The 12,438-nt window shown below is 68.0% G+C and carries 9 protein-coding genes and 2 pseudogenes; 6 read left to right on the top strand and 5 right to left on the bottom strand.

Annotated features, from left to right (window positions below; translation table 11 throughout):
• The first annotated feature begins 10 nt into the window (after positions 1–10).
• The 4 genes from ACUWEX_RS14085 to ACUWEX_RS14070 are packed head-to-tail and all read left to right on the top strand — an operon-like array spanning position 11 to position 4,118.
• The gene (locus tag ACUWEX_RS14085; RefSeq protein ID WP_445996653.1) at positions 11–1,291 is read left to right on the top strand and encodes an ABC transporter substrate-binding protein; all 1,281 of its coding nucleotides are present in this window, start codon (positions 11–13) and stop codon (positions 1,289–1,291) included.
• A 3-nt stretch (positions 1,292–1,294) separates the two neighbouring features.
• A complete protein-coding gene (locus tag ACUWEX_RS14080; protein WP_079728785.1) occupies positions 1,295–2,200 on the top strand; it encodes a carbohydrate ABC transporter permease in 906 nt (301 codons plus the stop codon).
• Complete coding sequence (locus ACUWEX_RS14075) at positions 2,190–3,131, top strand: carbohydrate ABC transporter permease (protein WP_079728784.1); 942 nt, start codon at positions 2,190–2,192, stop codon at positions 3,129–3,131. Before ACUWEX_RS14080 ends, ACUWEX_RS14075 begins: the two co-directional genes overlap by 11 nt.
• 12 nt (positions 3,132–3,143) lie before the next feature.
• Positions 3,144–4,118 carry an acetylxylan esterase gene (locus tag ACUWEX_RS14070; RefSeq protein WP_445996652.1) on the top strand — a complete coding sequence of 325 codons (975 nt, stop codon included), beginning with the start codon at positions 3,144–3,146 and terminating at the stop codon, positions 4,116–4,118.
• Positions 4,119–4,233: 115 nt separating this feature from the next.
• Here the strand turns inward: ACUWEX_RS14070 and ACUWEX_RS14065 are convergent, their stop codons facing one another.
• Positions 4,234–7,350 (bottom strand): alpha-mannosidase, encoded by a 3,117-nt coding sequence (locus ACUWEX_RS14065; RefSeq protein ID WP_445996651.1) that lies wholly within the window; start codon positions 7,348–7,350, stop codon positions 4,234–4,236.
• A 56-nt stretch (positions 7,351–7,406) separates the two neighbouring features.
• Positions 7,407–8,915 carry a hypothetical protein gene (locus tag ACUWEX_RS14060; protein ID WP_445996650.1) on the bottom strand — a complete coding sequence of 503 codons (1,509 nt, stop codon included), beginning with the start codon at positions 8,913–8,915 and terminating at the stop codon, positions 7,407–7,409.
• A 106-nt stretch (positions 8,916–9,021) separates the two neighbouring features.
• On the opposite strand from ACUWEX_RS14060, the gene ACUWEX_RS14055 reads away from it, so the two are divergent.
• Together ACUWEX_RS14055 and ACUWEX_RS14050 are read left to right on the top strand one after the other, a co-directional pair.
• Positions 9,022–10,014: a LacI family DNA-binding transcriptional regulator gene (locus tag ACUWEX_RS14055; RefSeq protein WP_445996649.1), complete on the top strand. Its 993-nt coding sequence runs from the start codon at positions 9,022–9,024 to the stop codon at positions 10,012–10,014.
• 179 nt (positions 10,015–10,193) lie between these two features.
• Complete coding sequence (locus ACUWEX_RS14050; protein ID WP_445996648.1) at positions 10,194–11,492, top strand: SGNH/GDSL hydrolase family protein; 1,299 nt, start codon at positions 10,194–10,196, stop codon at positions 11,490–11,492.
• Here the strand turns inward: ACUWEX_RS14050 and ACUWEX_RS14045 are convergent.
• The 3 genes and pseudogenes from ACUWEX_RS14045 to ACUWEX_RS14035 form a co-directional block, all read right to left on the bottom strand.
• Positions 11,473–12,114 (bottom strand): GrpB family protein, encoded by a 642-nt coding sequence (locus ACUWEX_RS14045; RefSeq protein ID WP_445996647.1) that lies wholly within the window; start codon positions 12,112–12,114, stop codon positions 11,473–11,475. The genes ACUWEX_RS14050 and ACUWEX_RS14045 overlap by 20 nt on opposite strands.
• Positions 12,115–12,132: 18 nt before the next feature.
• Positions 12,133–12,300, bottom strand: a pseudogene (locus ACUWEX_RS14040) (DivIVA domain-containing protein); the annotation flags it as partial.
• Positions 12,289–12,384 (bottom strand): annotated as a pseudogene (locus ACUWEX_RS14035) (DivIVA domain-containing protein); the annotation flags it as partial. The pseudogenes ACUWEX_RS14035 and ACUWEX_RS14040, both read right to left, overlap by 12 nt.
• Between the last annotated feature and the right edge of the window lie 54 nt (positions 12,385–12,438).

Below are 12,438 nucleotides of genomic sequence, written 5' to 3'. Positions count from 1 at the left end.
GAGAGAGGCAATGACAACAGCAAAGAAGCTGACGACGATCGCCGCGATGGCGGCGAGCGCGTTGCTCATCACGGCGTGTTCGGGCGGCTCCCCGTCCACCGCGCCGACGACGGCTGCGGCGGGAAGCGTCGACCTGCGCATGTCGGTGTGGAGTTCCGACGCGAAGCAGCTCGAACTCTTCAACTCCGTCGCCGACGAATACAAGCAGAGCCACCCCGAGATCGGCTCGATCACGTTCGAGTCGCTGCCCTTCGCCGACTACAACACGACGCTCACGACGCAGATCGCCGGCGGCAACGCCCCCGACATGGCGTGGGTGGGTGACATCGCCAAAGACCTCATCGTCTCGGATGCCCTCGTGCCGCTCACCGAGCCGTTCAAGGCCACCGACGGCTACGACTTCGACGACATCCTGCCGAGCGTGGCCAAGTCGTTCTCGCAGGACGGGCAGCTCTACGCCTACCCCTTCTCGAACTCGCCCTTCGCCCTCTACGTCAACAAGACGCTGCTGGCCGAGGCGGGACAGACCTTCGACCCCGAGGGCCTGACCTGGGACGACGTGTCGACGATGGGTTCGGCCGTCAATGAGAAGACGGGCAAGGCCGGTTTCGTCATCCGCGACTTCGACTACTCGTCGTGGCTGACGCTGCCGAGCGTGTGGACCGGTTGGGGCGCCGAGGCCTGGAACGCCAAGGGCGACACGTGCCAGATGAACACGCCCGAGATGGTCGACGCGTTCCAGTTCTTGCACGACGCCATCTACGTGGACAAGTCGATGCCCGGACCGGGCGTGACGGCGGACTTCTTCGCCGGCGACTCGGCCTTCACGACGGCCCAGGTGTCGCGCGCCTCGCTGCTCGACGGCTCGTTCGAGTACGACATCTACCCGCTGCCCGCCGGACCCGCCGGCGAGTACTCGGTGCTCGGCCAGGCCGGCATGGGCGTGCTCGCCTCGAGCAAGCACCCGCAGGAATCCACCGACTTCCTCGCGTTCCTGACCAACCCGACCAACTCGGCCAAGCTCGCCCAGTTCTTCCCGCCGCCCCGCGAATCGCTCCTCACGGGCGAGAAGCTGGCCGCCGTGAACACGAAGCTCTCGGCCGAACAGCTCGAGCGCGTCGTGGTCGACGAACTGCCCGAGGCCGTGTCGCCGCCCGTGCACACGGGTCCCGCCAAGATCGCGCAGACCGGCAAGACCGTGCTCGACCGCATGTGGACACCCGATGCGGATGTCGACGGGGTGCTCGACGAGATGTGCGTCGCCCTCAAGCCGCTGCTGACAGCCGAGTAGACCATGCCGACAACGCGTCAGCGCAGCTTCTGGACCACCAAACGGCGTGACGTCGTTGCCGGGTACGTCTTCATCGCGCCGCAGTTCGCCGGGATCATCGCCTTCGTGTTGATCCCGGTGGGCCTCGGCATCTGGTTCAGCCTCAACGAGTGGAACATCTTCACCGGGAACCTGACGTTCGTCGGGGGCGACAACTACGCCCGCGCGATCGCCGATCCCCAACTGCCCGCGGTGCTCGGGGCCACGGCCATCTTCTCGGGCGGCGTCGTCGTCCTGAACCTGGCGGTCGGCCTCGGGCTCGCGGTGCTGCTCAACCGCAAGATCCGCGGCGGTGCCCTGTTCCGCACCCTGTTCTTCTCGCCCGTCGTCATCTCGGTCGTGGCGTGGACCCTCGTGTGGGGTTTCCTGCTGCAGGACAACGGCGCCATCAACAACCTGCTGCTCATGTTCGGGGTCGACGGCCCCAACTGGCTGCAGCAGGGCCCGACCGCCATGTTCGCCGTCATCATCACGCAGGTCATCCGCAGCGTGGGCGTCAACATGATCCTGTTCCTGTCGGCGCTTCAAGGCGTGCCGCGCGAGCTGTATGAGGCCGCGCGCGTGGATGGCGCCAGCCCCGCGGCCGTGTTCTTCCGCATCACGCTGCCGCTCATCTCACCCACGCTGCTGCTCACGGCCATCATCACCATCGTCGGCTCGCTGCAGGCGTTCGCGCAGGTCGCGGTGCTCACCGAGGGTGGCCCCGACCTGTCCACCACCGTGCTCGTCTACTACGTCTTCCAGCAGGCGTTCCAGTTCAACGACATCGGCTACGGTTCGACCCTCGCGTTGATGCTCCTGAGCTTCGTGCTCGTGCTCACGGTCGTGCAGTGGCAGCTCCGACGAAAGTGGGTTTTCTATGAAGACTGAGCCGACACTCAGAACACGGTCGGATGCTCGGGGCCCCGGTCGTGGCGCTGGTCGCCCGATCGAGCCCGACCCGCTCGTCACCACGCGGGAGCGCCGCATCCGCAGCCGTTGGCGTTCGGTGATCTTGATCGGCGCGTTGATCGTGCTGGTCATCCCCTTCGCCGTGCCGACCATCTGGATGATCACGTCGTCGTTCAAGCCGCTCAACGAGATCTTCGCGTCGCCGCCCACGCTCTTCGCGGCCAACCCGACGGTGGATGCCTATGCCGAGGCCTTCACATTCCAGCCGTTCGCGCAGCAATACGTCAACAGCCTCTACATCGCGATCGCCGTCACGGTGGTGACGATGCTGGTGTCGAGCCTCGCGGGCTACGCGTTCGCGCGCATCCCGTTCCCCTTCAAGAACACGCTGTTCCTGATCGTGCTGCTGGGGTTGCTGGTGCCGAGCGAGGTGACGATCATCCCTCTGTTCCAGATCTTCAAGACGCTGGGGCTGATCAACACGCACCTGCCGCTGCTGCTCGTGCCCGCGTTCGGCGCCCCCGCGGTGCTCGGAACCTTCATCATGCGACAGTTCTTCATCTCGCTGCCCGTGGAGCTGGAGGAGGCGGCGCGGCTCGACGGCCTGGGCCGCGTGGCCATCTGGTGGCGCATCTGCCTGCCGCTCGCCAAGCCGGCGCTGTCGGCGGTCGCCATCCTCACGTTCCTCGGCTCGTGGAACATGTACCTCGAGCCGACGGTCTACCTGACGAGCCCCGAGCTCTTCACGTTGCCGCAGGCGCTGACGCGTTTCACCGACGCCTATGGCGGCGAGATGTGGGACACGCAGCTGGCGGCGGCGACCATGACCGTGGTGCCCGTGCTGATCGTGTTCCTCATCGCCCAACGGCAGTTCGTCGAGGGGCTCGCCCATTCGGGCCTGAAAGGCTGAGAGGATCGCTGCATGTTCACCGATCTGCCCGAGGCGGCGCTGCGAGAGTTTCGCAGCGCCGTTTCCCGCCCCGACGACTTCGACGACTTCTGGGCGCGCACCCTGGCCGAGTCCCGCGCCGCGCGCGCCCCGCAGACGAGCCGGCCGTTCCGCAGCCCGCTGACCGCGGTCGAGATCAGCGACCTCGAGTTCTCGGGGTTCGGGGGTGACCGCATCCGCGCCTGGGTCATCGCGCCGGCGGGTGCCGCCGACGGACCCCCGCTGCCGGCCGTCGTCGAATACCTGGGCTACGGCGCCGGCCGCGGCAACCCGCTGTCGCACCTCTTATATGCGTCGGCGGGTTTCGTGCACGTCGTGGTCGACTCGCGCGGGCAGGGTGCCGGTCGCGGGCAGGCCACCGGCCACACGCCCGATCCGCACGGTGCGGGGCCGTCGTTCCCCGGCAAGATGACGGCGGGCATCGAGCATCCCGATACCTATTACTACCGGCGCCTCATCACCGACGCCGTGTTGGCGGTCGACGAGGTGCGCGCCCTGCCCATCGTCGACGCTGCGCGCGTCGGGGTCGTGGGTGGGAGCCAGGGTGGCGCGCTCGCCATCGCGGCCGCGGCCCTGTGCGACGATCTGCGCGCTGCCGTGGCGTTCGTGCCGTTCCTCTCGGATGTCATGCGGGCCACGACCATCACGAACGAGAACCCCTATGCCGAGATCGCCCACTTCTTGGCCAACCAGCGGGCCCGTGTCGAGGATGTCGCCACCACGGTCGCCTATGTCGACGGCGTGAACTTCGCGCGCCGTGCTCGCACGCCTGTCTGGTACACCGTCGCGCTCATGGACCCCATCTGCCCGCCGTCGACGGTCTTCGCATCGTTCAACGAGTACGCCGGGCCGAAGCAGATCACGGTGTGGCCGTATAACGGTCACGAGGGCGGCGGCATCGAAGATCGCGCGCTGTCGCTCGAGGTGTTCACGACCGCTCTGGCCTGACGGTTCTGGCCTGACCGCTTTCTCGCGCACCGCGCGCTGCACGCCGAAACGCCTGGCCGATCCCTTCTGAGGGGAGGCCAGGCGTTTCGGCGTATCGTCTCTGCGAACCGGGCGGCTACGGTCGCACGAAGCGCAGGGTCACGATCTGGAAGGGGCGCACGTCGAGCTCGGCCGAAGCCCCGTCGGTGCCGACGAGTCCGTCCGCAGCGTCGAGGGTGCGTTCGAGCAGGTCGGTCTCGTCGATGCGCGCCACGTCGAAGGCAGCGTCGAGCGTGCCCCGGGCGCGGGCCCCCGTCGACTCATAGAGCCGCACGATGACGTCGCCGCTGCCATCCTCGGCAAGCTTCACGGCCTCGACCACGATGGCCGGATTCGACGACACGACGAGCGGCGCGATGGATGTCTCGGCCACACCGTTCAGCGTGCGCAACGGCAGGTTGCGCCGATAGCCGGCCTCGACCGCATCCGGGATCGTCGCGCCGATGCCCACCGAGACGTTGAGCGTGTGCAGGCCCTGGTCGGCGGCCGGGTCGGGGAACACGGGGGCGCGCAGCAGCGAGAGGCGCACGGTCGTGGCATCCGAGCGCGTGCGGCGGCCTTGGGACGCGTCGCCGCGCGTGCGACCGATGTCGTGACCGTAGGTGGCGTCGTTGGCGATGACCACGCCGAAGTCGCGCTCGCCGACGTGCACCCAGCGGTGGGCGGATGTCTCGAAGCGCGCCGCATCCCACGACGTGTTCGTGTGGGTGGGGCGGTAGACGTGCCCGAACTGGATCTCGGAGGCCGCGCGCTCGGCGTGCACGTCGAGCGGGAACGCCAGCTTCAGCAACTTCTGCGACTCGTGCCAATCGATGGTGGTGCGGATGTCGATGGTCGCCGCATCGGCGGGCACCGAGACCAGCTGCTCGACGGTCGACGAGCCGAAGGAGCGCGAGATCTTGAGCGCCTGACCCGAGCCGCCCGCCTGGCCACCGCCCAAAGCACCATCGAGCGACACGATCTCGACGGAGTCCGCCGCGGTCAGGTTCTCGGTGTGGCGGCGGTAGTGGTCGTCGATGTCCCAGGCATCCCATTTGTTCGGGGTGTCGCGGTGCAGCTGCAGCAGGTTGGCGGTCTGCCCGGCGGGCACGACCTCGCGCTGCCGACGCGTGTCGACGATCGACGTGATGAGCCCCCGGTGGTCGACCACCACGCGCAGGTGCTCGTTCTCGATCAAGTACTGAGCGGTGTCGGCACCGCCGTTGCTGCCGACAACGCCGTCTTGGCGGGTGATGGCGGCCGTGCCCGTCTGCTGCGCGAGCGGCGCGCCGCCCCCGAGTGCGGGCACGCCGTCGACGGCGAACGGCGACGCGTTCACCCGCAGGGTCTCGTCACCGCTGCCCGCGAGGGCGGCGATCGACGCGGCGATGATGTCCTCGAGCACGGCGGCCACGCGCGCATAGTTGCGCTCGGCCTCCTGGTGCACCCAGGCGATCGAGGTGCCGGGCAGCACATCGTGGAACTGCTGCAGCAGCACGGTGTGCCAGGCCTCGGTCAGCGCCTCGACGGGGTAGGCGGCACCCGCCCGCACGGCCGCCGTGGTGGCCCACAGTTCGGCCTCGCGCAGCAGGTGCTCCGAGTGCCGGTTGCCCTGTTTGGTGCGGGCCTGCGACGTGTAGGTGCCGCGGTGGAACTCGAGGTAGAGCTCACCCGACCACACGGGCGGCGCCGGGTATTCGGCCTCGGCCTCTTCGAAGAAGCGTCGCGGGCTGGACAGCTCGACGGTCGGCGACCCCTCGAGGCTTTCGGTGCGGGCCGCCGTCGCGAGCATCTCGCGCGTGGGCCCGCCGCCGCCGTCGCCGTAGCCGAAGGGCACGAGCGACATGGTGCCGCGGCCCTTCTCGGCGTATTGCCGCTCGGCGCGAGCGAGGTCCTCGCCCGAAAGGTCGGAGTTGTAGAGGTCGACGGGCGGGAAGTGCGTGAAGATCTGGGTGCCGTCGATACCCTCCCAGCGGAACGTGTGGTGCGGCATGACGTTGGTCTCGTTCCACGAGATCTTCTGGGTCAGGAACCAGCGCGCTCCGGCCGCCGCGGCGATCTGGGGCAGGGCCGCCGAATAGCCGAACGAGTCGGGCAGCCACACCTCCTCGGTGTCGATGCCGAATTCCTCGAGGAAGAATCGCTTGCCGGCCACGAACTGCCGGGCCAACGCCTCGCCGCCCGGCAGGTTGGTGTCCGATTCGACCCACATGCCGCCGACGGGAACGAAGTTGCCCGTGGCCACGTGCGCGCGCACGCGCTCGAACAGCTCGGGGTAGGACGCCTTCAGCCAGGCATACTGCTGGGCGGATGACGCGGCGAACACGAAGTCGGGATTGCGATCGATCAGGTCGCACACGTTCGAGAACGTGCGCGCCACCTTGCGCACGGTCTCGCGCGTCGGCCACAGCCACGCCGAGTCGATGTGGGCGTGCCCGACGGCGTGCAGGTGGTGGGCGCTCGACGACGCGGGGGCCGCCAGTGCGGGGGCGAGGATCTCTCGGGCAGCGTCGGCCGTGCCGCGCACGTCGGCCGGGTCGAGCGCGTCGATGGCGCGGTCGAGGGCGTGCAGAATGGATGCCGCGCGCTGCGACGCCTCGGGCAGTTCGGCCGCGAGCTGCACGAGCACGCGCAGATCCTGTTCGAGCTCCCACACGGCGTGGTCGCGCAGGCCGATCTCGAGCCGCGCGAGCCGGTAGATCGGGTCGGTGCCGGCCGTGGCCTTGTCGCCGTAGGGCGTGGGCGCGAACGACCAATCGCCCGTCACGTTGGGGTTGGAGGCGGCCTCGATGAACAGGTCGACCGAGGTGACGCCATCGAGCGGAACCGCCTGGTTGAAGGGTTCGACGGCCTTCACGATGCGCCCGTCGGGGGAGTAGACCGTGCCCTCGGCCTCGAAGCCCGACTGGGCGCCCGTGTAGCCGAGATCGACGACCAGTTCGGCGTTCGTGCGTGCCTCATCGGTCCAGCTCGCCGGCAGCTCGCCCGTCACGCGGAACCACACCGTGCCCCACGGCTTGCCCCAGGCCTCGCCGATCGTGACAGGGCGGAACTGGGCGGCGTGCTCGCGCATGGTGGCGAAGGGGACGGGTTCGTCCGGGACATCCCACGCCGTGATGGTCAGCGGTGACCGTTCGCGGTAGAGCGCCGGAAGGATCCGCTCGGATCGGAAGCGGGCAACGCGGAGTTCGACCTGGGAACGACTGAAGTGCATCGGGGGACTTTCTGGTGAGGAGGATGTGCGGGGAAAAACGTGGGCAGAAAACGGGGTCAGGAGGCGATGGTCACGCGACGTCCATCGGGAAACACGGCCACCTTGCGCCATCCGCTGCCGTTCTGTTCCCACCCCTCGTTGACCGAACCGGCCGCGGGCGTGGGCACGGAGCCGGCGAAACGGTTCTGCGTGGTGTAACCGGCGGCCGCCATGCTCGTGTAGCCCGGCAGGTCGAAGGATGACCGGTAGCCGTTGTCCACGATGAGGGAGGCCTCGTCGTCGACGCCCGAGCCGAGCTCGATGGTGGGCGTGATGAAACGGGTGGACCGCGCATCCGGCCCGAGCACGATGGCCTTGGCGGTGGGGAACTGGCTGCGGATGACGCCGAAGTAGCCGCCCACGACCGTGAGGTTGCGCACGTAGAAGTCCGAGCCCTGCCCGTCGACGCCGACGCCGAGGCAATGCGCGCCCGACGTGGGGAAGAAGTTCGGGTTGACGATCATGTGACTGATGCCCGCGTCGATCTTGATCTCGTAGCCGTTGCGCGACCCCTCGGAGCGGAAGTTCAGCAGGGTCAGCCCGGAGTTCACGGACTTGCGGTTCTGGTTGCGCACCGACTGCAGGCCGACCGTGCCGCCGATGGCCTGGCAGTCGAGCAGCGTCATGTTGGTGGGCGCCAGCAGGAATCCGCCGAGCCCCGGGCTGATGGCCTCGACGTTGGTCATCGAACCGCCGATCGACGCCAGCCCCGAGTCCTGCACGCCCCAGCCGCCGGGCGACACGATCTTGATCTTGTTGAACGCGTTGGCGTAGGAGTACTCGTCGTTGACGCCCGAGACGAAGGTCGCGCGCTCGCGGAAGATGCCCGATTTACCGGTTTTCTGGATCCAGAGGTTGCGGAACTCGCAGTTCACGAGCGAGCGCAGGTAGAGCCCGTGGCCGCCGCCCGTGGTGCCCGTCATCTCGAAGTCGGCCAGCACGACGCCGGTCGCCTTGTTGTTGTTGGCGGGGCCGGCCTTGTCGCCCACCTGCCCCGTGACGGTGAAGATGTCCTCGGTAGCGCCGGCGATCTGGATGATCTTCGTCTGACGCATGCCCGCGCCGATGATCTTGGGGCCCGCGTAGCCGTAGGGCTGGCCGTTCACCGGCTGCACGGGGCTGTTGCGGTAGTCGACCGACAGGCCGCGCACGTGGATCTGGCCGGCGGGCAGCGACACCTCGCCGCCCGGTGCCGTCATGGCTTTGTTGATGGCCGCTTGAACGGCTGACGTGTTGTCGGCCCCGGCCACGTCGACGAAACCGAACTCGGGGTCGAGGGGCGAGATGGGGCCCTCGGTGACGGTCACGGCGGTGGGCTTCGGGCCCTTCGGCGGCTTCGGCTTGCCCGCCAGGGAGGTGTCGGTGGCGGCGTTGGCCGGCGACCCGATGCTCGCGACCGAGGCGACGGCTCCCGCCGCGGCCACCGCCGAGGCGGTCAGGAAGTTGCGGCGTGCCGATCCCTGCCCCGTCGGGGTGGGTGCGTTCTCGTGGGTGGTGTCGCTCGAGCATGGTGTCTTCTTTGACATCGTCGTAGCCTTTCAGTCCGGGGGCGCGTGCGGCCTACGAGGAGCCTGCGGCATCCATCTGGTACCGTCAAGACGTAATACCTATTACTCGACGAAGAGGGTGGTTATGAACTTCCGGGTCACGCAGCGCGACATCGCCAAGCTCGCGGGTGTCAGCCAAACGGTCGTGTCCTTCGTGCTCAACGAGCGCGACGAGAATCTGGCGCGGGTGCCCGAGGCCACGCGTGCGCGGGTGCTGCGCATCATCCAGGAGACCGGATATGTGGCCGACCCCATCGCGCGACGCCTGAAGCAGATGGGCAATCGCATGATCGGCGTCTACACGTACGAGGCGCTGTTCCCGGCCGACCGTGAGGACTTCTTCTACCCGTTCCTGGCGGGCATCGAGGAGGAGGCGCAGCGGCTCGACCACGACCTGCTGCTGCTGACGAGCGGGCGGGCCACGGGTTCGAACCTCGGCTTGAGTGCCGGTGTCACGCGGCTGAGGCTCGCGGATTGCTGCATCCTGCTCGGCCAGAACATGCCGTCGCAGGAGCTGCAGTTCTTGATGGGAAGCGGTTTTCCGTTCGTCTCGATCGGTCGCCGCAACGACGTCGGTGGCCCCGTGCCCTACGTCGCGGCCGACTACGAGAACGCCGTGGGCGGGCTTGTCGAGCGGGCGCGCGGGCTCGGGCACGAGCGCTTCGTCTACCTGGGTCACGGAACGGGCCCCGAGTCCTACGTCGACCGGGCCGCCGGTTTCGACACGCACGTCGGCCAGGCCGGCACGCATGTGGCGCCCGAAGGCGACCCGCACGAGTGGATCCGCGCCATCGAGGCCGCGCGCGCGACGGTCGTCTTCGTCGAGCAGGATGACTTCCTCCACCGCCTGGTCGCGGCGCTCGACGAGCGCGGTCTGGCGGTTCCCGAGGTGTTCTCCCTCGTCAGCCTGTCGGGGTCGATCGACGCCCCGGACGGCCTGACCGGCTTCCGCCTGCCGCGCCGCGAGATGGGCCGATTGGCCGTCGATATGCTGTCGAGCCCGGCCGATCATCCGCGCCAATCGCTGCTGTCGTGCGAACTCGTGGAGGGGCGCACCTTGGCCCGCGTCGCGAGCTGAGCCGGCGGGCCGTGTCTCGCGGGCCGTTCGAAATCCCCTATTCCGCTCGCGGCGATCGTGACCTATGGTGGCCTTCGCAGGGGGAGTGGAGCGACGCCGACGGGCCACGAATGATCGTGGGGGGCGGTGCTTGTCGATCCCGCGCATCCATCATCGGGTCGACAGACAGCGGGGAAAACATGTCCACGAATCACCCATCCGAGGCGCCGGGCCGGGCCTTCACACGACGATCGCTCCTACAGGGAGCGGCGGCCGGAGCGGCCGGTCTGCTGCTCGCCGGCGGTGTCGGGCAGCCGGCTTTCGCCGCCGCCACGCGGCCCTACATCCCGGCGAGCCTCACCTATGCGCCCACCGATCCGCTGGCCGGATTCTTCCAGAAAGTGGCCGCGGGGACGGCGAGCATCGTCTTCAACGGCGACTCCATCACCGAGGCGTATGGAGCCGCCAACCCGCAGGAGGGTTACCCCGCCCTGCTGCTCGACCGGTTGCGTCGCTCGAAGCAGCAACCGCTGGGTGGCCTCGGCTATGTGCCCGCGCGGTATCAATTCTCGGGGGCTGTGCCGAAGCCCGTGACCGCCACCTATCTGACGTATTACGGGAAGAACAACAACGTCATCGACATCCAGGCGAGCACCTACAACGGTAAGCGCAGCACGCAGGAAGGCCTCGGGCGCCGTTCGGTGCTGCTCGAGCCGACCGTCATCACATCGATGTCTTTCACGCAGAAGTTCACGTCGATCCGCATCGCCTACCGGGCGCAGTCGGCCGGCACCACGTTCTCCGTGCAAATTGGATCCGGTGCGCCGAAACCGGTCGCACCCGGCTCGGTCGCCGAGGGCACATTCACGATGGACCCGATCGCCTCCGCACAGCGGACCGTGACGGTCACTGCCGTGACGGGAGGCGTGTTCATCGAGGGATTCGACATCTACGACGGCGACGAGAAGGCGGGATTCCAGGCAATCGAGTCGAGCCAATCGGGTTCGATGACGTGGCAGTTCTCGGCGGCGTCGGGCGCGCCAGTAGGGCTCGGCACGGGCACGGGAAGTAGCGGATGGGCGAACAGCCTCGTGCGCTATGAGCCCGACCTCATCGCCTCGATGTGGGGCACGAACGACTACGCGAACCAGGTCCCACCCGCGGATGTGACCACACACACGATCAATTACCTGACGCTCATGCACGCCAAGAAGCCGGCCGCGACGAAGCTCATCATCATGCCGTACGAGTTCGGGGCGAAGCGGACGCTGCCGTGGTCGGACTATGTGAAAGCCCAGACGGACGCCGTGGCGGCTTTCTTGGAAGCGAACCCCAACGCCAAAGTCGGTTTCTTCGACCTCGGTAAATACATCCCCAAGTACTTCGGGGCGACTTCGGCCACGACCGAGTTCATGTCGGATGGCATCCACCCCAACAGTCACGGATACGACGTCATCGCCGCCATCCTCTACGTCTACTTCACCTCGAAGCCGGCCTAGTCCGCGCCCGCGCCTTGATCTCGAGGATGACGTCGGTCTTGGCATCGGCGTAGGCGTTCATGTCGTCCCACTGCCGCGACATGAGGGCGCGTTTCGTGCTCTCGTAGAGCGCGCGGTCGGCGGCGTCGGAGCGTAGATGGTTGCGCAACAGCAGGTATTCGTCGATGGCCGCGTTGCCGCGTTCGTAGATGTGCACGTGGATGTCGCGCTCGGGCGTGCGCACCATCCGATGCCTCGGTTCCCGCACGCGCAGCGCGTAGCCGGCCGCCAGCAGGGCGTCGAGGTAGTCCTCCTCGGCCGTGATGTCGGCGACGGCAACGACGATGTCGACGATCGGTTTCGCCGCCAGGCCGGGCACAGAGGTCGAGCCGATGTGCTCGATGTCGATGGATGCGGGGGCGAGGGCATCCGCGATGCGCTGGCGGTGCTGCTCGAAGATCTCGGGCCACCGCTCGTCGTAGTCGTGCAGGCCCACGCGCAGGGCCTCGGCGCCGCCCACGAGCTCGAGACCGGCGACATCCGCTCGACGGGGGACGGGGCTGGCGGTGGAGCTGGAGTTGCAGCGGGCGCTAGAGCTGGGGCTTGGGCTTGGGCTGGCGCTAGCAGGGGAGTCGCCGGTCATTCAGCGCGCCTCGTGCTCGCGGAGCGCCGCCACGATCTCGTCGAGGAAGTCATCGACATGGTCCTGGTCGTACCCCTCGCGGAACTTCGTCGGCGCGAAGAGCGCCTCCACGACCTCGACGGACGTGATCGGGTTGATCGACCGACGTCGCTCATAGCCGGCGAGCGTCTCGCGCACGCGCTCCATCAACTCGTCGACGTCGCGCGGCTCGTAGCCCTCGCGCCACCGCGTGGTGCCGAACTTCTTGGCCGCGACATCCTCTGAACGCATGCATCCCCCTCTGGTCTTCCTCGATCCTGCCATGCGGTGCGCGGGATGAGCGGA

The organism is Okibacterium fritillariae (assembly GCF_052783725.1).
Note: the sequence above shows the minus strand (reverse complement) of the source record. Positions and strands in the feature narration are given on the sequence as shown.

What these genes read in the sequence shown, in the direction of transcription:
- ACUWEX_RS14065 (WP_445996651.1), bottom strand. Translation starts at nt 7,350, where the DNA reads ATGCACTTCAGTCGTTCCCAGGTCGAACTCCGCGTTGCCCGCTTCCGA.
- ACUWEX_RS14050 (WP_445996648.1), top strand. Translation starts at nt 10,194, where the DNA reads ATGTCCACGAATCACCCATCCGAGGCGCCGGGCCGGGCCTTCACACGA.
- ACUWEX_RS14060 (WP_445996650.1), bottom strand. Translation starts at nt 8,915, where the DNA reads ATGTCAAAGAAGACACCATGCTCGAGCGACACCACCCACGAGAACGCA.
- ACUWEX_RS14085 (WP_445996653.1), top strand. Translation starts at nt 11, where the DNA reads ATGACAACAGCAAAGAAGCTGACGACGATCGCCGCGATGGCGGCGAGC.
- ACUWEX_RS14075 (WP_079728784.1), top strand. Translation starts at nt 2,190, where the DNA reads ATGAAGACTGAGCCGACACTCAGAACACGGTCGGATGCTCGGGGCCCC.
- ACUWEX_RS14080 (WP_079728785.1), top strand. Translation starts at nt 1,295, where the DNA reads ATGCCGACAACGCGTCAGCGCAGCTTCTGGACCACCAAACGGCGTGAC.
- ACUWEX_RS14045 (WP_445996647.1), bottom strand. Translation starts at nt 12,114, where the DNA reads ATGACCGGCGACTCCCCTGCTAGCGCCAGCCCAAGCCCAAGCCCCAGC.
- ACUWEX_RS14070 (WP_445996652.1), top strand. Translation starts at nt 3,144, where the DNA reads ATGTTCACCGATCTGCCCGAGGCGGCGCTGCGAGAGTTTCGCAGCGCC.
- ACUWEX_RS14055 (WP_445996649.1), top strand. Translation starts at nt 9,022, where the DNA reads ATGAACTTCCGGGTCACGCAGCGCGACATCGCCAAGCTCGCGGGTGTC.